Source organism: Pseudomonas sp. HTZ2 (assembly GCF_033173945.1).
In the GTDB taxonomy this organism is placed as follows: domain Bacteria; phylum Pseudomonadota; class Gammaproteobacteria; order Pseudomonadales; family Pseudomonadaceae; genus Aquipseudomonas; species Aquipseudomonas guariconensis.
In genome coordinates this window covers 3,713,827-3,734,466 of record NZ_CP137332.1, presented here as the reverse complement: position 1 = coordinate 3,734,466, position 20,640 = coordinate 3,713,827, and the positions used below count along the sequence as shown (strand labels likewise).

Sequence of the window (20,640 nt, the reverse complement as noted above, 5' to 3'; positions counted from 1 at the left end):
GCAAGGCAAAATCCGCGCATGACGGCTATGTTCCAAGGATGACCGTTTGCCGCGCCGTAGACTGTCGCGGCAACATCTGGCACGACAAAGAACACTGCGGCAGGCAACTTTGCCCTGCCTATCATGGTCCTAGGTAGCGATTTGCCTTACGTACTTTCTTGGGGGATCCCATGCTTCGACCCTTGTGGCTCGTCGCCTCGCTCTGCGGCCTGCTCCTGGCCACAGCCGCCTCGGCGCGGGATATCGACGCCGCGAGCTATGGCTATCCGCTGACCAATCCGTTCGAGGCCACCATCGCCACCACGCCGCCAGAGCAGCGCCCGACGCTGCCCAACGACGAGGACATCAGCCAATCCGACTACAGCCTCAACCTGCGACCGGAGCGAGCCTTCACGCTGCCGGACAACTTCTGGCCCGTGCGCAAGCTCAAGTACCGTCTGGCCCGCCAGGATCACGAAGCACCGCTGATCTTCCTCATCGCCGGCACCGGCGCGCCCTATTCCAGCAGCATCAACGAATACCTCAAAAAGCTCTTCTACCAGGCGGGCTTCCATGTGGTGCAACTGTCCTCGCCCACCAGTTGGGACTTCATGAGCGCTGCCTCGCGCTTTGCCACGCCGGGCGTGAGCAAGGACGATGCCGAGGATCTGTATCGCGTCATGCAGGCCGTGCGTGCCCAACACCCGCGCCTGCCGGTGAGCGAGTTCTACCTCACCGGGTACAGCCTCGGAGCCCTCGACGCAGCCTTCGTCAGCCACCTGGACGAGACCCGGCGCAGCTTCAACTTCAAGCGGGTGCTGCTGCTCAACCCCCCGGTCAACCTCTACACCTCGGTCAGCAACCTGGACAAGCTGGTGCAAACCCGGGTCAAAGGCATCGATCGCAGCACCACGTTCTATGAGCTGATGCTCGAAAAGCTCACCCTGTACTTCCAGCAGAAGGGCTACATCGACCTCAACGAGGCGCTACTCTACGACTTCCAGAAGTCGCGCCAACACTTGTCCAACGAGCAGATGGCCATGCTGATCGGCACCTCGTTCCGCTTCTCGGCGGCCGACATCGCCTTCACCTCCGACTTGGTCAACCGCCGTGGTCTGATCACTCCGCCGAAATTCCCGATCACCGAAGGCAGCAGCCTCACGCCGTTCTTCAAGCGTGCGCTGCAGTGCGATTTCGAGTGCTACATCACCGAGCAGGTGATCCCGATGTGGCGAGCCCGCACCGATGGCGGCAGCGTGCTGCAACTGATCGACCAGGTGAGCCTCTACGCACTGGCCGACTACCTGCGGGAGAGCCCCAAGATCGCCGTGATGCACAACGCCGACGACGTCATCCTCGGCCCTGGCGATATCGGCTTCCTGCGCAAGGTGTTCGGTGATCGCCTGACGCTCTACCCTCATGGCGGCCATTGCGGCAACCTCAACTACCGCGTCAACAGCGATGCGATGCTGGAGTTCTTCCGTGGTTAACAAATTGCTGCTCGTCACCGCCCTGCTCGTCGCCGGCAACGCCCTGGCAGCCGAGACAGCGCCCCGCACCAGCGTGGTGGAAGCCGACAAGGCCGACTCCCCGACCGTCGAGCCCGACGGCTTCCTCGACCCGCTGCGCGAACTGAAATTCAACCCAGGGCTCGACCAGCGCGAGTTCGAACGCTCCACCCTGACCGCGCTGAATGTCTATGACCCGCTGGAGTCGATGAACCGGCGCGTGTATCACTTCAACTACCGCTTCGACCAGTGGGTGATGCTGCCGGTGGTCGACGGCTATCGCTACGTCACTCCACGCTTCGTACGCACCGGGGTAAGCAACTTCTTCAACAACCTGGGCGATGTGCCCAACCTGTTCAACAGTCTGTTGCAACTCAAGGCCAAGCGCTCGGCCGAGATCACCGCACGTCTGATGTTCAACACCCTCATAGGCGTAGGTGGATTGTGGGATCCGGCGACCAAGATGGGCCTGCCGCGCCAGAGCGAAGACTTCGGCCAGACCCTTGGGTTCTATGGGGTGCCTGACGGGCCTTACATCATGCTGCCGATCCTGGGGCCGTCGAACCTGCGCGACACTGCCGGGCTGGCGGTGGACTATGTGGGTGAACGGGAGGCGAACTTCCTCAATGTTGCCGATGCCAGCAGCGATCACCCGGAAATCACTGTGCTGCGGGCAGTGGACAAGCGCTACACCACCAACTTCCGCTACGGGCAGCTGAACTCACCTTTCGAGTACGAGAAGGTGCGCTACGTATACACCCAGGCACGCAAGCTGCAGATCGCCGAGTAGATCCTTCACCCCTTCGCGGGCAAACCCGCGCCCACACGTAGGAAACTGGTGGGCGCGGCCCTCGTCGGCATCAAGGCGGATTCAACCCCAGGAATTGACACAGTTCCCGCCGCTTGGCCAAAGCATCCTTACGCCCAAGCTCGATCAGTTCACTGCAATAGCTGGCCTCGAACAACAAGTAGCTCAACACCCCCGCGCCACTGGTACGGGTCGCCCCCGGCCCACGCAGGAACAGACGCAGCGCCGCCGGCAGTTCGCGGCGATGGCGCGCTGCGATTTCGTCCAGCGGCTGACTGGGCGCTACCACCAACACATCGATCGGTGCCAGACCCAGGCGCCGGGCATTGAGGTGTGCCGGCAGCAGGTGGCTGAGGTGGTTCAGGCGTTGGAGCAGCTCGATGTCATCCTCGAGGCTGTCGATGAACGTGCTGTTGAGCATGTGCGCGCCGATTTGCGCAAGGCTGGGCTGCTGGCCACTGAATACCCGCTGGTTTGGCATCGGTGCCGAAGGCCGCTGCGGGTTGCCACTGACCCCTACCACCAGCACCCGGCTGGCGCCAAGATGCAGCGCTGGGCTGATCGGCGCCGACTGGCGCACCGCGCCATCGCCGAAGTACTCCTCGTCGAGCTTGACCGGGGCGAACAGCAACGGAATCGCCGAGCTCGCCAACAGGTGCTCGATGGTCAGGGAAGTCGGGACGCCAATGCGCCGATGGCGCAACCAGGGCTCGATGGTGCCGCGCCCCTGATAGAACGTCACCGCCTGGCCGGACTCATAGCCGAAGGCAGTGATGGCCACTGCCCTGAGTTGCTCGGCAGCCAGGGAATGGCCGATTCCATCAAGATCCAGATGTGATTGCAGCAGGCCCCGCAAGGGGCTGCTGTCGAGCAGCGCCACCGGGACCTGACCGCCGACCCCCAACAAATTGTGGCTGACGAAGCGGCTGGCCTGGCGGATGACACCGGGCCAGTCGCTGCGCAGCACAAGGTGGCTGCGAAAGTTCTGCCAGAAGGTCGTCAGCCGCTGTACCGCCTCGGTGAAGCGCGTAGCCCCGCTGGCCAGGGTGACGGCGTTGATGGCGCCAGCCGAGGTACCGACGATCACGGGGAACGGGTTGGCCGCGCCCGGCGGCAGCAACTCGGCGATACCAGCCAGCACCCCCACCTGGTAGGCAGCACGGGCGCCGCCGCCGGAGAGAATCAGGCCTGTGGTGGGGAGTGGCGCCATCGTTGTCACTCGCGATCAGCGCTTTTTCTTGTCATAAAGCCGCGGCTCTCCCGGCGGACGCGACTTGAAACGCCGGTGGGCCCACAGGTACTGCTCCGGGCACTCCCGCAGCACACCTTCGACCCATTGGTTGATACGCAGGCAATCGGCCTCTTCGGTCTCGCCGGGGAAGTCCTCCAGTGGTGGGTGAACGACCAAACGATAGCCGCTGCCATCCTCCAGGCGCTTCTGGGTGAAAGGGATCACCCGGGCCTTGCCCAGGCGGGCGAACTTGGTGGTCGCCGTGACGGTTGCGGCCTGAATGCCGAACAACGGCACGAAGATGCTCTGCTTGGCGCCGTAGTCCTGGTCCGGCGCGTACCAGATGGCGCGGCCGCCGCGCAGCAGCTTGAGCATGCCGCGCACATCGTCGCGCTCCACCGCCAGCGAATCGAGGTTGTGGCGCTCGCGACCACGGCGCTGGATGTAGTCGAACAGCGGGTTACCGTGCTCTCGGTACATGCCATCGATGGTATGGGCCTGGCCCAGCAGGGCGGCGCCGATCTCCAAAGTGGTGAAATGCACAGCCATCAGGATGGCACCCTGCCCCTCCCGCTGGGCGGCCTGCAGGTGCTCAAGGCCCTCGATATGGGCCAGGCGTGCCAAACGCGGCTTGGGCCACCACCAGCTCATGGCCATCTCGAAGAAGGCGATGCCGGTCGAAGCGAAGTTTTCCTTGAGCAGATGTTGCCGTTCGTCGCGCGACAGCTCCGGAAAACACAGCTCCAGGTTGCGCGCGGCAATACGCCGGCGCTCACCGGCGACCCGGTACATCAGCGCGCCCAAGGCACGGCCCAAGGCCAACAGGGCACGGTATGGCAACTGGGCGACCAGCCACAGCAGGCCAAGGCCCAACCAAAGGCCCCAAAATCGTGGGTGAAGAAAATACGGACGAAAACGCGGGCGTTCCATTGAAGCTTCCGGCAAGACAAAGGTGGCCATTCTACATCGGTTCGGCTGCGGTTGCGGCCAACGGGTCTTATCGTTATAAGTCAGGGCACTTTTTTCGCAACAAGCCGTCTATGCAGACCATGAGCCTCAACCCGACCTCCGATACCGCACCCGTCTTCCAGCTCAAAGGCAGCATGCTTGCCATCACTGTGCTGGAACTGGCGCGCAACGACCTCGAAGCCCTCGACCGGCAACTGGCGGCGAAAGTGGCCCAGGCCCCCAATTTCTTCAGCAATACCCCCTTGGTACTGGCCCTGGACAAGCTGCCGGCCGACTGTGGGACGATCGACCTGCCCGGCTTGATGCGCGTCTGTCGCCACCATGGCCTGCGTACCCTGGCCGTGCGCGCCAGCCGGATCGAGGACATCGCCGCGGCGATCGCCATCGATCTGCCCGTGTTGCCGCCCTCCGGTGCGCGTGAGCGGCCATTGGAGCCGGAGCCCGAGGTGAAGAAACCCGAACCCGCACCAGCTCCGCCACCACCACCGGCCGAACCGGAAGTGCGCCCCACCCGCATCATCACGACGCCGGTACGCGGCGGCCAGCAGATCTACGCCCAAGGCGGCGACCTGATCGTCACTGCCTCGGTCAGCCCCGGCGCGGAACTTCTCGCCGATGGCAACATCCATGTGTACGGCGCCATGCGCGGTCGCGCGCTTGCTGGCATCAAGGGCAACACCCGGGCCCGTATCTTCTGCCAGCAGATGACGGCGGAGATGGTCTCCATCGCCGGTCAGTACAAGGTGTGCGAAGACCTGCGTCGCGACCCGCTGTGGGGGGCTGGCGTGCAGATCAGCCTGTCCGGCGATGTGTTGAACATCACCCGTCTTTAACGGATACTTGCCGGCATTTTTAGCGCAACTTTTTTCCCGTTGCCGTTTTTTGTATTTGCAGGGACACGCGTCCCGTTTATTTAGGGGTGAAACACCTTGGCCAAGATTCTCGTGGTTACTTCCGGCAAGGGGGGTGTGGGCAAGACCACCACCAGCGCCGCTATCGGTACCGGCCTCGCACTGCGTGGCTACAAGACTGTCATCGTCGACTTCGACGTGGGCCTGCGTAACCTCGACCTGATCATGGGCTGCGAGCGCCGCGTAGTGTATGACTTCGTCAACGTGGTCAACGGCGAAGCCAACCTGCAGCAAGCCCTGATCAAGGACAAGCGCCTGGAAAACCTGTTCGTGCTGGCTGCCAGCCAGACCCGCGACAAGGACGCCCTGACCCAGGAAGGCGTCGAGAAGGTCCTGATGGAGCTCAAGGAGTCCTTCGACTTCGTTATCTGCGACTCCCCGGCCGGCATCGAGAAGGGCGCTCACTTGGCGATGTACTTCGCCGACGAAGCCATCGTGGTGACCAACCCGGAAGTTTCCTCGGTTCGTGACTCCGACCGCATGCTGGGCATCCTGTCGAGCAAGTCGCGCCGCTCCGAGAACGGCGAAGAGCCGATCAAGGAACACCTGCTGATCACCCGTTACCATCCTGAGCGCGTCGAAAAGGGCGAAATGCTCAGCATCGCCGACGTCGAAGAGATCCTGGCGATCAAGCTCAAGGGTGTGATCCCTGAATCCCAAGCCGTGCTCAAGGCCTCCAACCAAGGTATTCCAGTGATCCTGGACGACCAGAGCGATGCCGGTCAGGCATACAGCGACACTGTCGACCGCCTGCTGGGCAAAGAGAAGCCACTGCGGTTCATCGATGTGCAGAAGCAAGGATTCTTCGCGCGCCTGTTTGGAGGCAAGTAAACCATGAACCTTTTTGACTTCTTTCGTGGCAGACAGAAACAAAGCAGCGCGTCGGTAGCGAAAGAGCGTCTACAGATCATCGTGGCGCACGAACGCGGCCAGCGTAGCGAGCCGGACTACCTCCCAGCCCTGCAGAAAGAACTGCTGGAAGTGATCCGCAAGTACGTGAACATCGGCAGCGACGACGTGCATATCGAGCTTGAGAACCAGGGTAGCTGCTCGATCCTGGAGCTGAACATCACCCTGCCCGATCGCTGATCCAGCTATTTCGGGTCGCCCCTGTGGGAGCGGCTTGTCCGATGATCGTGCCAGCCCAGGCTGACGCAACCATTGGACAAGCCGCTCCCACAGTGCTTTCCAAAGAGACTTTGCAATGCCGCTGTCGAACGTCCAGATCCTCCATGAAGACGCTGCCATCCTGGTGGTCAACAAGCCGACACTGTTGCTGTCGGTGCCAGGTCGCGCCGAGGACAACAAGGACTGCCTGATCACCCGCCTGCAGCACAACGGCTATCCTGATGCGCTGATCGTTCATCGACTGGACTGGGAAACTTCCGGGATCATCCTGCTGGCCCGCGATGCCGACAGCCACCGCGAGCTTTCGCGACAGTTCCATGACCGCGAGACCGAAAAGGCCTACACCGCGTTGTGCTGGGGTCAACCGGCGCTGGACAGCGGCAGCATCGATCTTCCCCTGCGCTACGACCCACCGACCAAACCCCGTCATGTGGTGGACCACGAACAGGGCAAGCATGCCCTGACCTTCTGGCGCATCCTCGAGCGTTGCGGCGATCACTGCCGGGTGGAGCTGACCCCAATCACCGGGCGCTCGCACCAATTGCGCGTGCACATGCTCTCGATCGGCCACCCACTGCTGGGCGACCGCCTGTACGCCAACCCCCAAGCCCTGGCCGCCCACGATCGACTGTGCCTGCATGCGAGCATGCTGAGCTTCACCCACCCGGTGACGGGCGAGCGGTTGAAGTTCGAGTGCCCGGCACCTTTTTGAGCTACAAGCTTCAAGCGACAAGTTGCAAGAAATAGCCAAAGCGGATGGCGTGGAACTTGCCCAAGCTGCCGCTCTTGCTTGAAGCTTGCAGCTTAAAGCTTGAAGCTCGAACCGGAGTGAGTTATGCGCGATTCCCTGAATGCTGGCCTGATCGATTTCCTCAAGGCCTCCCCAACGCCTTTTCATGCGACCGCGAGCCTCGCCCAACGCCTGGAGGCCGCCGGCTATCAGCGCCTGGACGAGCGCGACAGCTGGGCGACGGTGCCGGGTGGCCGCTATTACGTGACCCGCAACGACTCCTCGATCATCGCTATCAAGCTGGGCAAGCAATCGCCATTGCTCGGCGGTATCCGCATGGTCGGCGCCCATACCGACAGCCCGTGCCTGCGCGTCAAGCCGCAGCCTGAACTGCAGCGCCACGGTTTTCTGCAACTGGGCGTCGAGGTCTACGGCGGCGCGCTGCTCGCGCCTTGGTTCGACCGCGACCTGTCGTTGGCCGGCCGGGTCACCTTCCGTCGCGACGGCAAGGTCGAGAGCCAACTGGTGGACTTCAAGCTGCCGATCGCGGTGATCCCGAACCTGGCTATCCACCTCAACCGCACCGCCAACGAAGGCTGGGCGATCAACCCTCAGCTCGAACTGCCCCCCATCCTGGCCCAGGTGGCCGGTGACGAGCGCGTGGACTTCCGGGCCCTGCTCACCGAGCAATTGGCCCGCGAGCACGACCTCAATGCCGACGTGGTGCTGGATTACGAGCTGAGCTTCTACGACACACAGGATGCTGCGCTGATCGGCCTCAATGGCGACTTCATCGCTGCTGCCCGCCTGGACAACCTGCTTTCCTGCTATGCCGGTCTGCAGGCCCTGTTGGCGGCGGACAGCGACGAAACCTGCGTGCTGGTATGCAACGACCACGAGGAAGTCGGTTCCTGCTCAGCCTGCGGCGCCGACGGTCCAATGCTCGAACAGACCCTGCAGCGCCTGCTACCCGATGGCGACGACTATGTGCGAACCATCCAGCGCTCGCTGATGGTCTCGGCCGACAACGCCCACGGCGTGCACCCCAACTATGCCGACAAGCACGACGGCAACCATGGGCCGAAGCTCAACGCGGGCCCCGTCATCAAGGTCAACAACAACCAGCGCTACGCCACCAACAGCGAAACCGCAGGCTTCTTCCGCCACCTGTGCATGGCCGAGGAAGTGCCGGTGCAGAGCTTCGTGGTACGCAGCGACATGGGGTGTGGCTCGACCATCGGCCCGATCGCCGCCAGCCATCTGGGCGTGCGCACGGTGGACATCGGCCTGCCGACCTTCGCCATGCACTCGATCCGCGAGCTATGCGGCAGCCATGACCTGGCGCACCTGGTGAAGGTGCTCACCGCGTTCTACCGTAGCCGCGAACTGCCCTGAGTGGCCCAAGGGCCGCTTTGCGGCCCTTTTCCCGGCATCGCCAGCACCCACCGATGCCCTGTCGGCATGCTCGATGCCTGTCCTTGATCAATCTCGCCTGCGTCCCGAGCCGCTATGCTTAAAGCATGGCCCTATCTTTCAGAAGGATTCCTGTCCATGACGTTCCTGTCGCTGTTCCTGCCGGTCTTCCTGTTCCTGCTGCTGCTAACCATTGGTTTCAGCCTGCGCGAACGCAATATCGGCGTGCTGATGATGTGGATCGGAACCCTGGGTATCTTCGGCCTCACTTGCTGGAAGATCCTGGAGCAACTGCCCTCATAAACCTCTACACTCGGTCAATCGTTTGACCTGAGGTAGATTTCCCGGTGCCTGCACTCCTGCGTTGCCTGTTCCTGCTGTTGTTCCTGTTCATCACCCCGGTCCAGGCCGCGGGCCTGCCAAGTCTGCTCGGATCGAGCGCGCCAGCGCAGCCGGAGGCGACCGAGCCTTTGGGCAAATCGCTCGATGAGGTGATCAAGAACCTGGAAAACGACCAGCAACGCACCAAGCTGCTGGCCGACCTGAAAAAACTGCGCGATGCCACCAAACAGTCGCAACCGACCGTCGAACAGGGCGTGCTCGGGCTGATCGGCGGCGCGTTGCACGACCTGGAAAAGCAATTCAGCGGCGACGCCAGCCCATTCCGGCGCTGGTCCCTGGAAATCGACCAGGCCCAGCAGGAGCTGGCGGCCCTGATCGTTCCCGTGCATCAATGGCCGGCGATCCTGTTCGGCTTCGCGGCGATCATCGCGGTCTGGAGCCTGCTGGCGTATGCCTTCAACTGGATCGGCCATCGCGTGCGCCTGCGCTTCGGCCTGACCGAAGAACTGCCCCAACACCCGCGCACCTGGGACTTGGTCCGCTTTGCCTTGCGCAAGCTGGGGCCTTGGATGGTTGCACTGGTGTTCACGGTCTACCTGAGCTTCGCCCTGCCCTCTTCCCTAGGCAAATCACTGGCCATGGTCCTGGCCTACGCCTTGGTGGTCGGCACCCTGTTCTCGGCGATCTGCGTGATCGCCTTCTCACTGCTCGACGGCCCACACCGTCATCGCGCCCTGTACATCCTGCGCCATCAGGCGTTCCGCCCGCTGTGGCTGATCGGCAGCTTCGCTGCGTTCGGCGAGGCGATGAGCGACCCGCGCATGACGACCGCCCTGGGCAGCCACTTGGCCCATGCCCTGGCGACACTGGCCAATGTGGTGGCGGCGATGTGCACCGGCCTGTTCATCCTGCGCTTTCGCCGCCCCATCGCTCACTTGATTCGCAACCAGCCGTTGTCCCGACGCCTGACCCGGCGAACCCTGAGCGACACCATCGAGATCCTCGGCAGCTTCTGGTTCGTACCGGCGCTGCTCTTGGTAGCTGTCTCGTTGTTCGCCACGTTCGTCTCGGCCGGTGACACCAGCACGGCCCTGCGCCAGTCGCTGATGTGCACCGTGCTGGTGGTGGTGTGCATGGTGCTCAACGGCCTGGTGCGTCGTCACGCGGCCAACCCCAAGCGCGCCAACCGACGCCAGGAGGTATACGCCGAGCGCCTGCGCAACTTCGGCTACGCTCTGGTGCACCTGTTCATCTGGTTGGTGTTCATCGAACTGGGCCTGCGGGTCTGGGGGCTGTCGATGATCAATTTCGCCGAGGGCGATGGCCATGAAGTGAGCATGCGCCTGGTGGGTCTGGCAGGAACCATGATCGCAGCCTGGCTGGTGTGGATCCTGGCCGACACGGCGGTACACCACGCTCTGGTGCGCTCACGCCGGGGCCTGGCCAACGCTCGCGCACAAACCATGATGCCGCTGATCCGCAACGTGATGTTCGTGGCGATCTTCATCATCGCAGTGATCGTCGCCCTGGCGAACATGGGCATGAATGTCACTCCGCTGCTCGCCGGTGCCGGTGTCATCGGCCTGGCGATCGGTTTCGGCGCCCAGTCGCTGGTAGCCGATCTGATCACCGGCCTGTTCATCATCATCGAGGACTCCTTGGCCATCAATGACTATGTGGATGTCGGTGGTCACCTGGGCACGGTCGAAGGCCTGACCATACGCACCGTGCGGCTGCGAGACATTGACGGCATCGTGCATACGATTCCGTTCAGCGAGATCAAGAGCATCAAGAACTACTCGCGCGAATTCGGCTATGCGATCTTCAGGGTGGCCATTCCCCACAGCATGGCGATCGACCAAGCGATCACCTTGATTCGCGAGGTCGGGCAGAAGCTGCGCAACGACCCGCTGATGCGGCGCAACATCTGGTCCCCTCTGGAGCTGCAGGGGGTAGAGAGCTTCGAATCAGGGTCGGCTATCTTGCGGGCGCGGTTCAAGACGGCGCCCATCAAGCAATGGGAGGTGTCGCGGGCATTCAATCTGGCCTTGAAGCGCCAGCTCGATGAAGCCGGGCTGGATCTGGCGACGCCACGGTTGTCGGTGCAGGTGGTGACGGCGGGTGGAGGCACGACCGCCGATTGATACTCATCTGAGTACGACAGGGATGCCGCCATGCCTGGCGGCTTTTCCGATACGTCAAACAGCGCTTTCCGACTAGCAGTCAGCCATACAGCCAAATCAAGCTGATTCTTCACTCCCCTCTGGGGGTGGCGAAAAATCAACATGATCAAGGTAACTGCAAGTTGGGACACATAGACTTTTCACTTCATAACGGAACGCCTACGGTCACCGTCCGAGACAACCGAGGATTAGGCATCCGCGATATCGCTTATCATCGCCATCCCGATACACCCGAACAACTCGACGAACGCATCACCCGCCACCGGTTTAACGCCCTTGCGCAGCTTGAGCAAAGCATCGATCCTCGCCTCCATGAACGCCAAGCCGTGGACGCGACGACCCAACCCAATTACAAATTTCATAATTCGCTGACGGGCGATGTCCTGCGTAGCGACAGTGCCGACGCGGGCGTCACGCTCTCGCTCAACGATGTTCACGGCCGCCCGTGCCTGAGCATTGGCGCCACAGGCGCGCTCCATCGCTGGCACTATGAAACCCCACCGCTTGCAGGGCGATTGCTACACGTGAGTGAGCATATCGCCGAAGCAAATCCGCGCATCACAGAACGCTTGGTCTGGGGCGACAACACCCAGACTGCGAAGGATCAGAATCTTGCAGGCCGATGCGTGCGCCACTATGACACGGCAGGTTGTTGGCAGATGGACAGCGCCGGCTTGTCCGCAAGCGTACTTTCCGCCACCCAAAAGTTGCTGGCGGAAGGCACCGAAGCCGATTGGCAGGGAGAGGACGCGGCAGTCTGGGACAAGCTACTAGCACCGGATGCGTTCACGACCTCACATCGTATCGACGCGACGGGAGCTTCCATCGAGCAACGCGATGCGCTCGGCCATACCCAATGCCAGGCCTATGACATAGCGGGCATGCTGCGTAGCACTCGGCTGATCATGAAAGGTGGAACGACGCGGGTTATCTTGAAGGCTGTGGAATACTCCGCGTTCGGACAAAAGCTGCGGGAAGAACAGGGCAACGGCGTCATTACCACCTACACCTACGAACAGCGGACTCAGCGCCTCCTAGGCAGCAAGATCGAACGACGTGCCGGGCGCAGCGAGGCGAAAGTCCTGCAAGACCTACGCTACGAGTATGACCCCGTCGGTAATATCCTGAGTGTGCACAATGATGCGGAGGCGACGCGGTTCTGGCGTAATCAGAAGATCGTACCGGTCAATCACTATGAATATGACAGCCTCTATCAACTGATCTCAGCCAGCGGCCGTGAAATGGCCGATATGCCCCGCCAAGGCCCTAAGCCTCCCTCCCCCACCATTCCACTCCCGACCAACGACGGGGCCTACACCAACTACACACGTCGTTACCAATACGATCGCGCTGGCAACCTGACGCGTATCTCACACAGCGCACCCGCCTCCAACAACAGCTATACCCTGGACATGACAGTGTCCAACCGCAGCAATCGGGCGGTATTGCATACTCTCGCCGACGATCCTGCCAAGGTCGATGCCCTCTTCGATGCAGCGGGCAATCAGTTACAACTGCAACCTGGCCAATCCCTTCATTGGACACCGCGCGGGCAGCTCGACAAGGTCGTGCCACAGGCCGGTGATGAAAGCGCCGTCGACCAGGAAAGCTACCGCTACGGTGCAGACGGCCAACGGATCGCCAAATACAACTCCCAACAGGCAGGCGCCCAAACGGGATACGTACTTTATTTGCCAGGGTTGGAGGTGCGCGCCCGTTTCAGGGACGATGCGATAAAAGAACTACTTCACGTGATCACCATCGGCGAAGCCGGTAATGCTCAAGTGCGATTACTGCACTGGGAAACCGGCACACCGCCAGGTGTCAGCAATGACTCGCTGCGCTACGGCTATTCCAATCTCATAGACAGCGTCGGGCTCGAACTCGATAGCGACGGTCAAATCATCAGCTATGAAGAGTACTACCCCTACGGCGGCTCTGCGATATGGGCCGCTCGCAGCCAGACAGAAGCCGATTACAAGACCGTGCGTTATTCAGGGAAAGAACGCGATGGCACGGGGCTTTATTATTACGGTCACCGGTATTACCAACCCTGGGTCGGGCTCTGGCTCAGTGCAGACCCTGCCGGTACGGTCGATGGACTCAATCTCTACCGAATGGTACGAAACAACCCCATTGCCTTAAAAGACAACAACGGATTGAATGCCGAAGGGTATTACCATGAGTTCCAAGCGCTGAAGAGCGCACCCAGTATGATCCGTAATACCAGGCTTCAAATTCAAGATTATATGCGAAGCCAAACCGAAAGCCGGATTATTTACGTGTTGATGTCGATCGTTTTGGAAGCGCTCGCTACGACCATTGGCATGGCCGGCGGCCTCCTGGGCGGTGCGGCGGGAGGGGCTATAGGAGGCGCTGTAGGAGGGGTTATCGCCAACGTTCCAGGAGCCGCTGTAGGCGCAACCTGGGGGGCTAGCGTAGGAGGGCTCGTCGGGAAAACCGTTGTAAAGAAAGCGGCAGAGAAAATACTCCCGCAGGCTGAGTTGACGCCAGACCTCGACATGACAAAAAAAATAAACGAAACGGCCGAAGGCGGCCTTAGGCATAAAATCAAACATTTCCTAGAAAAAGAAATAACCATGGAAAAGCTCCGTGAAAAAATAACCGATGATCAAATGACCAACGATGCAAACAAAGTGGCGACAGGCGTGGGTTTACCACAATACCCTCTTACCCTTCCCGTATCAAAAGCGATAAAAGTCGCCACAGAAGTGGAAAAATCAATAACCGTTACCACAAAACATGCAGTAGCCGGGGCAATACCTGCTCAAGTAGAGAATGCAAAAGGTGCCCTTCATGCCATTTACTCAAAGATAGACGCGCAATTCGGTAAGCTCAGCAGCATGCGCAGCCGTAAAAGCCTGTTGAGGCCTTTCATACCCGATGGCCCACGAGAGCTTTCCATTACATTGAATAATGACCCGTTCAACCCTGATGCATGGGTGGGAAGATCGGAGGTCGAGAAGCCTTACCAGGCAGCCTTGGCCGAACTGGATAAACTTAACGAACTGTACGTTAAGTACGAAAAAAAATTTCGTACTTAAGCGATCTCAACAACCGGCCCCGCCGGTCTGCTGCATGCAAGACCGGCGGTACCCCAATGCCTGAACTCACCCCGCCTCAGCCCGAATCCGTATCGCATCATGACGCCAATATTCCAGGTCACAGTCGATCAGATGCCCATGCTGGTCACTGTTGACCCGGGTGACATGTAACCCCGGACTACCCGCCGAGACCTTGAGGGCTGCGGCAGCCGGAGCCGGCAACGCGGTCGGCAGGATCTCGAAGCATACCCGGCCATAAGCGATCCCATAGGCTCTGGCATAGATCTCGGTCAGCGACTGACCAAGATCCAACTCCAGGATCCCAGGAAAATACCTAGGGTTCAGGTAATGCTCGGCATACAGCACCGCGCGCCCGTCGATACGCCGCAAGCGGCAGATCTGCACCACGCTGGACAACGCCGGCAAGCGCAACCGCGCACAGATCGCCGCCGAGGCCGGTTGCAACCGAGCAGACAGCAGCTCGGTACTGGGCACCCTCCCCTGCTCTCGGACCATGGCATGGAAGTGGCTGCGCTCGATCAGGTCATAAGTCAGCCGCTCCGGCGCCACGAACCAACCCCGCCGCTCCTCGCGATAAATCAGCCCCTGTGCCTCCAGCTGCACCAAGGCCTCGCGCAGGGTGATACGTGTGGTGTCGAACACCTCACTGAGCTTGCGTTCGGCCGGCAGCTTGCCGCCCGGCGCCAGCAGACCGTGTTCGATCTGCTCCTGCAGGGCATGGCAGATGGCTGTTACCGCGCGCGGTGGCGTCGAGTGCATCAAGGTTACCTGTATGGACTAGTCCAGCCCCAATGTTGGGCAATTGGAGAATAGTGCAAGCCTAGGGAGGGCTGATGAACATCCTGTGACAAAGACTACCAGTGCTGGCCTGGGAAACGAGCAAGGCCTTGCGAATAAAGGCCTGCGATCTGGTCTACGCTGTAGTGCCAGGGCCTGCATCGCAGGGTTGCGGGCCTGCTCGTACATCAAACTGTCACGCAACCGGCCTACCTTGGCTCGAGGATTGCTGACCTAGACCAAAGGTTCGCAAACGAACGGTTTTCCTACAACAACACTGCAAGGCCCCACCAAAGGAGCTTCGGATGAAAAAGTTCTTCATGGCGTCACTGCTGGGCTCGGCCATCGCCCTGTGCACCTCGGCCATGGCCGCCGATACCGATCTCAAGGCCCTGGAAGAGGCCGCTCGCAAGGAAGGCACCGTCAATAGCGTGGGCATGCCCGATGCCTGGGCTAACTGGAAAGGCACCTGGGCGGACCTTGCCAGCAAATACGGGCTCAAGCACAGCGACACGGACATGAGCTCGGCCCAGGAGATCGCCAAGTTCGATGCCGAGAAGGACAATGCCAGTGCCGACATCGGTGACGTGGGCGCCGCCTTCGGCCCCATCGCCGCCACCAAAGGTGTGACCCAACCGTACAAACCCAGTACGTGGGATCAAGTTCCAGAATGGGCCAAAGACAAGGATGGCCACTGGGCCTTGGCCTATACCGGTACCATCGCGTTCATCATCAACAAGGACCTGGTCAAGGAAAGTGAACGCCCGAAAACCTGGCACGACCTGGAAAAAGGCAAGTACAAGGTCGCCATCGGCGACGTAGGCACCGCCGCCCAGGCCGCCAATGGCGTGCTCGCCGCAGCCATCGCCTACAAGGGCGACGAGAGCAACCTGCAACCCGGCCTGCAACTGTTCACCAAACTCGCCCAGCAAAAGCGCCTGTCGCTGGCCAACCCGACCATCCAGACTCTGGAAAAAGGTGAAGTGGAAGTCGGCGTGGTATGGGACTTCAACGGTCTGAGCTACCGGGAGCAGATCGATCCCAAGCGTTTCGAGGTGCTGATCCCGTCCGATGGCTCAGTGATCTCCGGCTACACCACTATCATCAACAAGTACGCCAAGCACCCCAACGCGGCCAAGTTGACGCGTGAGTACATTTTCAGTGACGCCGGCCAGACCAACCTGGCCATCGGGCACGCCCGTCCGATTCGCGCCGAGCACCTGAAGCTGCCGGCCGAGGTGCAGGCCAAGCTGCTGCCGAACGAGCAGTACAGCGCCGCCCAACCGATCAAGAATGCCGAGGCCTGGGAGGCCACTTCCAAGAAGCTGCCGCAGATGTGGCAAGAGCAAGTGATCATCGAGATGGAATAAAAAGCTTCAAGTGCCAAGCTGCAAGCTTCAAGTCAAAGCAGGTGATCGACATGCCTGCTTCTTCTTGTCGCTTGTAGCTTGCAGCTTGCAGCTCCACTGGGAGCCACCATGCAACACAACGTCATCCTGGTCCTGCTCGACGGCCTCAACCATCAGGTGGCCCACCACGCCATGGGTCATCTGCATGCCTATGTCGAGGCCGACCGTGCCGCCCTGTACCGCGTAGAGTGCGAGCTGCCATCGCTGTCACGCCCGCTGTACGAATGCATTCTCACCGGTGTCCCGCCCATCGACAGCGGCATCGTGCACAACAACATCAATCGTCTGTCCACCCAGCGCAGTGTCTTCCACTATGCCCGAGAAGCGGGCCTAGGGACCGCGGCGGCGGCATATCACTGGTTTAGCGAGCTGTACAACCGCTCGCCCTTCGACCCGTTGCGCGACCGTCACACCCACGCGCCGAAGCTGCCGATCCAACACGGCCTGTTCTACTACGCCGACCACTACCCTGACTCGCATTTGCTGGCCGATGCCGAATACCTGCGTCGGCGCCATGCGCCGAACTTCCTGCTGGTCCATCCGATGAACATCGATGACGCCGGGCACCGCCATGGCCTGGACAGCAGCCAGTACCGCAATGCCGCTCGCAGCGCCGACATCCTGCTGGCCGACTACCTACCGCTGTGGCTGCAGGAGGGCTATCAGGTGCTGGTGACCGCCGACCATGGCATGAACAACGACCGCTCGCACAATGGTTTGCTGGCCGAGGAGCGCGAAGTGCCGTTGTTCGTGTTCGGCGAGGCATTCAGCCTGGACCCTGCGGCCACGCCCCTGCAGACCGAATTGTGCGGCACGATCTGCGAGCTGCTCGGCGCGCCGCATGACAAGCCAGTCTGCCGGGAGCTGCTCAAGTGAATGCCAGCCAACGTGGCCGCTACCTGGCCCTGCTCTGCCTGCTCCCGTTTGCCGTGTTCTTCATTGTTTTCCAGATCGCGCCCTTGGCCTGGGTGGCCATCAACAGCCTGCAGAGTGAAAGCGGCTGGGGACTTGCCAATTTCAGCAAGGTCTTCGCCTCGAAGTTCTACTTGCAGGCGCTGCAACGCAGTCTGGAAATCAGCTTCTGGTCGAGCCTGTTCGGCATCGTCATCGCGACCCTCGGCGCCTACTCCCTGCGCCAGGTGGATTCACGCTTGCGTGATTTCGTCAGTGCCTTCGCCAACATGACCAGTAACTTCGCTGGCGTACCGCTGGCCTTCGCCTTCATCATCCTGCTCGGCTTCAACGGCGCCCTGACCCTGCTGCTCAAGCAGGTGGGCCTGCTCGAGGATTTCAGTATCTATTCCAAGAGCGGCCTGATCCTGGTGTACACCTACTTCCAGATTCCCCTCGGCGTGCTGCTGCTCTACCCGGCTTTCGACGCCCTGCGGGAAGACTGGCGCGAGTCGGCAGCCCTGCTGGGTGCCAGTCATTGGCAGTTCTGGCGGCACATCGGCCTGCCGGTGCTGGCTCCGGCGTTGCTGGGCACGTTCGTGATTCTGCTGGCCAACGCTCTGGGCGCCTACGCCACCGTCTACGCCCTGACCACCGGCAACTTCAACGTACTGCCGATCCGCATCGCCGCCCTGGTGGCCGGTGACATCACCCTGGATCCGAACCTGGCCAGCGCCCTGGCCATGGTGCTGGTGGGGCTGATGACACTGGTCACCGTGGTCCATCAATGGCTGCTCAAGAGGAGCTACCATGCGCGCTGAACCTCGAACCAGCCTCTATCACCGGGTCGTGGTGTACCTGTTGTTCATCATCCTGCTGTTGCCGCTGGCCGGCACCCTGCTCTACTCCTTGGCCACCAGTTGGTCGGCGAGCCTGCTGCCCAGCGGCCTGACCTTCAAGTGGTACCTGGCGTTGTGGAGCGAGCCGCGCTTTCTCGCGGCCTTCGGCCAGTCGCTGCTGGTGTGCGTAGGTGCGCTGGTGCTATCGGTGGTGCTGATCCTGCCTTTGCTGTTCGTGGTGCATTACCACTTTCCGCGGCTGGACGCGCTGATGAATATCCTCATCCTCCTGCCGTTCGCCGTGCCACCGGTGGTGTCTTCGGTGGGCCTGCTGCAGCTGTATGGCAGCGGCCCGATGGCCATGGTCGGTACGCCTTGGATCCTGATCGGCTGCTATTTCACCATCGCCCTGCCCTTCATGTACCGGGCGATCACCAACAACTTGCAGGCGATCAACCTGCGCGACCTGATGGACGCCGCCCAACTGCTCGGTGCCAGCACCTGGCAGGCAGCGTTCCTGGTGGTGCTGCCGAACTTGCGCAAGGGCCTGATGGTGGCACTGCTGCTGTCGTTCTCCTTCCTGTTCGGCGAGTTCGTCTTCGCCAACCTGCTGGTGGGTACACGCTACGAGACCTTGCAGGTGTACCTGAACAACATGCGCAACAGCAGCGGCCATTTCAACAGTGCACTGGTAATCTCCTACTTCGCCTTCGTGCTGGTGCTGACCTGGGTCGCCAATCGCCTGAACAAGGACAAATCCTGACATGAGCTTCGTCAGCGTACAGAAACTGCACAAAAGTTATGCCGGCAGCCCGGTGTTCCAAGACATCGACTGTCAGATCGAACGCGGCGAGTTCGTCACACTGCTGGGTCCATCCGGCTGCGGCAAGTCGACCCTGCTGCGTTGCATCGCCGGCCTCACCCCCGTGGACAGTGGCCGGATCCTGCTCGATGGCCAAGACCTGGTGCCCGTCAGCCCGCAGAAGCGCGGCATCGGCATGGTCTTCCAGAGCTACGCGCTGTTCCCCAACATGACCGTGGAGCAGAATGTCGCCTTCGGCCTGCGCATGCAGAAGACCAAGGCCGACGAGAGCAAGGCCCGGGTTCTCGAGGCTTTGGAGCTGGTGGAGCTGGGCAGTTTTGCCAGGCGCTATCCGCACCAGCTCTCCGGTGGTCAATGCCAGCGCGTGGCCCTGGCCCGATCGCTGGTGACCCGCCCTCGTCTGCTGTTGCTCGACGAACCACTGTCGGCCCTGGACGCGCGTATCCGCAAGCACCTGCGCGAGCAGATCCGCGCGATCCAGCGCGAGCTGGGGCTGACCACCATTTTCGTCACCCACGACCAGGAAGAAGCGCTGACGATGTCCGATCGAATCTTTCTGATGAACCAAGGACGCATTGTCCAGAGCGGCGATGCCGAAACCCTCTATACAGCACCCGTGGACCTGTTCGCCGCAGGTTTCATCGGCAACTACAACCTGCTCGACCCGGACGCCGCCAGCCGCCTGTTGCAACGCCCGGTGGCCGCCCGCCTGGCGATCCGCCCGGAAGCCATCAGCCTGCACCTGGACGGCGAGCTCGAAGGCCAGGTTCGCAGCCACAGCCTGCTGGGCAACGTCATCCGCTACCGGGTGCAGGTGCGTGGCGTGGAACTGGTGGTGGACGTACTCAACCGCTCATCGGCCGACCTGCATGCCGATGGCCAGCGGGTGTCCCTGTCGATCGACCCCACGGCGCTTCGAGAAGTGGCCTAAGGAGAACAACAATGGCATTGGCAATATTCGATCTGGACGAAACCCTGATCCACGGTGACTGCGCCTCGCTGTGGAGCAAGCAGATGGCTCAGTTGGGCTGGGTCGACGGCAAGAAATTCCTGCGACGCGACCAGGAATTGATGGAAGCCTATGGCAAAGGCCACCTGCAGATGGAGGAGTACATGGCCTTCAGCCTGGAGCCGATAGCAGGACGTACCCTCGAGGAGGTCGAACACCTGATCGAGCCCTGGGTCGAAGACGTGATCGAACCGATCATCTTTGGCGACGCCTGCCGCTGCATCGCCGAACACCGCAAGCGTGGCGACCGCATCTTGATCATCTCCGCCTCGGGAACTCACCTGGTGGGACCGATCGCGGCGCGTCTGGGCGTGGACGAATACCTGGCCATCGAGCTGGAAGCGGTGAATGGCGTGTACACCGGCAAGACCCACGGCGTGCTGACCTACCGTGAAGGCAAGATCACCCGCCTGCTGGAGTGGCTGGACCAAGAGCAGGAGAACCTCGAAGGCGCCAGCTTCTATTCGGACTCGCGCAATGACCTGCCGCTGCTGCTGAAAGTCGACTACCCGCATGTGGTCAACCCGGACCCGGTGTTGCGTGAGCATGCGCAGATCAATGGGTGGCCGATCCTCAGCTGGAGCTGATTTTCAGCCTGTTCGCG

The 20,640-nt window shown here is 61.3% G+C and carries 19 protein-coding genes; 16 read left to right on the top strand and 3 right to left on the bottom strand.

From position 1 onward, the window contains the following. Positions 1-170 precede the first annotated feature (170 nt). Positions 171-1,469, top strand: coding sequence for a serine/threonine protein kinase (locus R6G97_RS17320; protein ID WP_317847266.1), 1,299 nt, complete (start codon positions 171-173; stop codon positions 1,467-1,469). Between the two features lie 73 nt (positions 1,470-1,542). Then, on the top strand, positions 1,543-2,277 hold the full coding sequence (locus R6G97_RS17315) for an MlaA family lipoprotein (RefSeq protein WP_371906668.1): 735 nt from the start codon (positions 1,543-1,545) through the stop codon (positions 2,275-2,277). 70 nt (positions 2,278-2,347) lie between these two features. Here R6G97_RS17315 and R6G97_RS17310 read toward each other — a convergent pair whose 3' ends face one another. Both R6G97_RS17310 and R6G97_RS17305 read right to left on the bottom strand, forming a co-directional pair. After that, positions 2,348-3,505 carry a patatin-like phospholipase family protein gene (locus R6G97_RS17310; RefSeq protein ID WP_043206644.1) on the bottom strand — a complete coding sequence of 386 codons (1,158 nt, stop codon included), beginning with the start codon at positions 3,503-3,505 and terminating at the stop codon, positions 2,348-2,350. Positions 3,506-3,520: 15 nt separating this feature from the next. Beyond that, on the bottom strand, positions 3,521-4,456 hold the full coding sequence (locus R6G97_RS17305; RefSeq protein WP_043206646.1) for a lipid A biosynthesis lauroyl acyltransferase: 936 nt from the start codon (positions 4,454-4,456) through the stop codon (positions 3,521-3,523). Positions 4,457-4,566: 110 nt separating this feature from the next. Between R6G97_RS17305 and minC the strand changes: the two genes are divergently transcribed. The 8 genes from minC to R6G97_RS17265 all read left to right on the top strand — a co-directional run bounded on the left by minC (position 4,567) and on the right by R6G97_RS17265 (position 14,267). Next, complete coding sequence (gene minC, locus R6G97_RS17300) at positions 4,567-5,328, top strand: septum site-determining protein MinC (protein WP_043206647.1); 762 nt, start codon at positions 4,567-4,569, stop codon at positions 5,326-5,328. A gap of 96 nt (positions 5,329-5,424) precedes the next feature. Then, entirely contained in the window at positions 5,425-6,237 is an 813-nt protein-coding gene (gene minD / locus R6G97_RS17295) for a septum site-determining protein MinD (RefSeq protein ID WP_043206649.1), read from the top strand. A 3-nt stretch (positions 6,238-6,240) separates the two neighbouring features. Then, positions 6,241-6,495 (top strand): cell division topological specificity factor MinE, encoded by a 255-nt coding sequence (gene minE / locus R6G97_RS17290; protein WP_043206650.1) that lies wholly within the window; start codon positions 6,241-6,243, stop codon positions 6,493-6,495. Between the two features lie 115 nt (positions 6,496-6,610). Continuing rightward, a complete protein-coding gene (locus tag R6G97_RS17285; RefSeq protein WP_043206651.1) occupies positions 6,611-7,246 on the top strand; it encodes an RluA family pseudouridine synthase in 636 nt (211 codons plus the stop codon). Positions 7,247-7,369: 123 nt separating this feature from the next. After that, positions 7,370-8,659 (top strand): M18 family aminopeptidase, encoded by a 1,290-nt coding sequence (locus R6G97_RS17280; RefSeq protein WP_043206652.1) that lies wholly within the window; start codon positions 7,370-7,372, stop codon positions 8,657-8,659. Positions 8,660-8,815: 156 nt separating this feature from the next. After that, positions 8,816-8,980 carry a hypothetical protein gene (locus R6G97_RS17275; protein ID WP_167358066.1) on the top strand — a complete coding sequence of 55 codons (165 nt, stop codon included), beginning with the start codon at positions 8,816-8,818 and terminating at the stop codon, positions 8,978-8,980. A gap of 44 nt (positions 8,981-9,024) precedes the next feature. Further along, positions 9,025-11,163, top strand: coding sequence for a mechanosensitive ion channel family protein (locus R6G97_RS17270; RefSeq protein ID WP_317847265.1), 2,139 nt, complete (start codon positions 9,025-9,027; stop codon positions 11,161-11,163). A 161-nt stretch (positions 11,164-11,324) separates the two neighbouring features. Further along, the gene (locus R6G97_RS17265) at positions 11,325-14,267 is read left to right on the top strand and encodes an RHS repeat domain-containing protein (RefSeq protein WP_317847264.1); all 2,943 of its coding nucleotides are present in this window, start codon (positions 11,325-11,327) and stop codon (positions 14,265-14,267) included. A 66-nt stretch (positions 14,268-14,333) separates the two neighbouring features. Here R6G97_RS17265 and phnR read toward each other — a convergent pair whose 3' ends face one another. Then, complete coding sequence (phnR, locus tag R6G97_RS17260) at positions 14,334-15,047, bottom strand: phosphonate utilization transcriptional regulator PhnR (protein ID WP_102082282.1); 714 nt, start codon at positions 15,045-15,047, stop codon at positions 14,334-14,336. A 323-nt stretch (positions 15,048-15,370) separates the two neighbouring features. Here phnR and R6G97_RS17255 point away from each other — a divergent pair, with 323 nt between their 5' ends. From R6G97_RS17255 to R6G97_RS17230, 6 genes are all read left to right on the top strand, one after another. Next, a complete protein-coding gene (locus R6G97_RS17255; protein WP_090343631.1) occupies positions 15,371-16,435 on the top strand; it encodes an ABC transporter substrate-binding protein in 1,065 nt (354 codons plus the stop codon). A gap of 108 nt (positions 16,436-16,543) precedes the next feature. Further along, positions 16,544-17,350: an alkaline phosphatase family protein gene (locus R6G97_RS17250; protein WP_043206656.1), complete on the top strand. Its 807-nt coding sequence runs from the start codon at positions 16,544-16,546 to the stop codon at positions 17,348-17,350. After that, the gene (locus tag R6G97_RS17245; RefSeq protein WP_043206657.1) at positions 17,347-18,186 is read left to right on the top strand and encodes an ABC transporter permease; all 840 of its coding nucleotides are present in this window, start codon (positions 17,347-17,349) and stop codon (positions 18,184-18,186) included. Before R6G97_RS17250 ends, R6G97_RS17245 begins: the two co-directional genes overlap by 4 nt. Next, positions 18,176-18,967, top strand: a complete 792-nt coding sequence (locus R6G97_RS17240; RefSeq protein ID WP_043206658.1) for an ABC transporter permease — start codon at positions 18,176-18,178, stop codon at positions 18,965-18,967. The genes R6G97_RS17245 and R6G97_RS17240 overlap by 11 nt, the downstream gene beginning before the upstream one ends. A gap of 1 nt (position 18,968) precedes the next feature. Further along, positions 18,969-19,958 carry an ABC transporter ATP-binding protein gene (locus R6G97_RS17235; protein ID WP_317847263.1) on the top strand — a complete coding sequence of 330 codons (990 nt, stop codon included), beginning with the start codon at positions 18,969-18,971 and terminating at the stop codon, positions 19,956-19,958. Positions 19,959-19,969: 11 nt separating this feature from the next. Continuing rightward, on the top strand, positions 19,970-20,623 hold the full coding sequence (locus R6G97_RS17230; RefSeq protein WP_317847262.1) for an HAD family hydrolase: 654 nt from the start codon (positions 19,970-19,972) through the stop codon (positions 20,621-20,623). Positions 20,624-20,640 lie beyond the last annotated feature (17 nt).

What these genes read in the sequence shown, in the direction of transcription:
- R6G97_RS17275 (WP_167358066.1), top strand. Translation starts at nt 8,816, where the DNA reads ATGACGTTCCTGTCGCTGTTCCTGCCGGTCTTCCTGTTCCTGCTGCTG.
- R6G97_RS17305 (WP_043206646.1), bottom strand. Translation starts at nt 4,456, where the DNA reads ATGGAACGCCCGCGTTTTCGTCCGTATTTTCTTCACCCACGATTTTGG.
- R6G97_RS17240 (WP_043206658.1), top strand. Translation starts at nt 18,176, where the DNA reads ATGCGCGCTGAACCTCGAACCAGCCTCTATCACCGGGTCGTGGTGTAC.
- R6G97_RS17230 (WP_317847262.1), top strand. Translation starts at nt 19,970, where the DNA reads ATGGCATTGGCAATATTCGATCTGGACGAAACCCTGATCCACGGTGAC.
- R6G97_RS17255 (WP_090343631.1), top strand. Translation starts at nt 15,371, where the DNA reads ATGAAAAAGTTCTTCATGGCGTCACTGCTGGGCTCGGCCATCGCCCTG.
- R6G97_RS17320 (WP_317847266.1), top strand. Translation starts at nt 171, where the DNA reads ATGCTTCGACCCTTGTGGCTCGTCGCCTCGCTCTGCGGCCTGCTCCTG.
- minE (WP_043206650.1), top strand. Translation starts at nt 6,241, where the DNA reads ATGAACCTTTTTGACTTCTTTCGTGGCAGACAGAAACAAAGCAGCGCG.
- minC (WP_043206647.1), top strand. Translation starts at nt 4,567, where the DNA reads ATGCAGACCATGAGCCTCAACCCGACCTCCGATACCGCACCCGTCTTC.
- R6G97_RS17280 (WP_043206652.1), top strand. Translation starts at nt 7,370, where the DNA reads ATGCGCGATTCCCTGAATGCTGGCCTGATCGATTTCCTCAAGGCCTCC.
- R6G97_RS17310 (WP_043206644.1), bottom strand. Translation starts at nt 3,505, where the DNA reads ATGGCGCCACTCCCCACCACAGGCCTGATTCTCTCCGGCGGCGGCGCC.
- phnR (WP_102082282.1), bottom strand. Translation starts at nt 15,047, where the DNA reads ATGCACTCGACGCCACCGCGCGCGGTAACAGCCATCTGCCATGCCCTG.
- R6G97_RS17250 (WP_043206656.1), top strand. Translation starts at nt 16,544, where the DNA reads ATGCAACACAACGTCATCCTGGTCCTGCTCGACGGCCTCAACCATCAG.
- R6G97_RS17285 (WP_043206651.1), top strand. Translation starts at nt 6,611, where the DNA reads ATGCCGCTGTCGAACGTCCAGATCCTCCATGAAGACGCTGCCATCCTG.
- R6G97_RS17235 (WP_317847263.1), top strand. Translation starts at nt 18,969, where the DNA reads ATGAGCTTCGTCAGCGTACAGAAACTGCACAAAAGTTATGCCGGCAGC.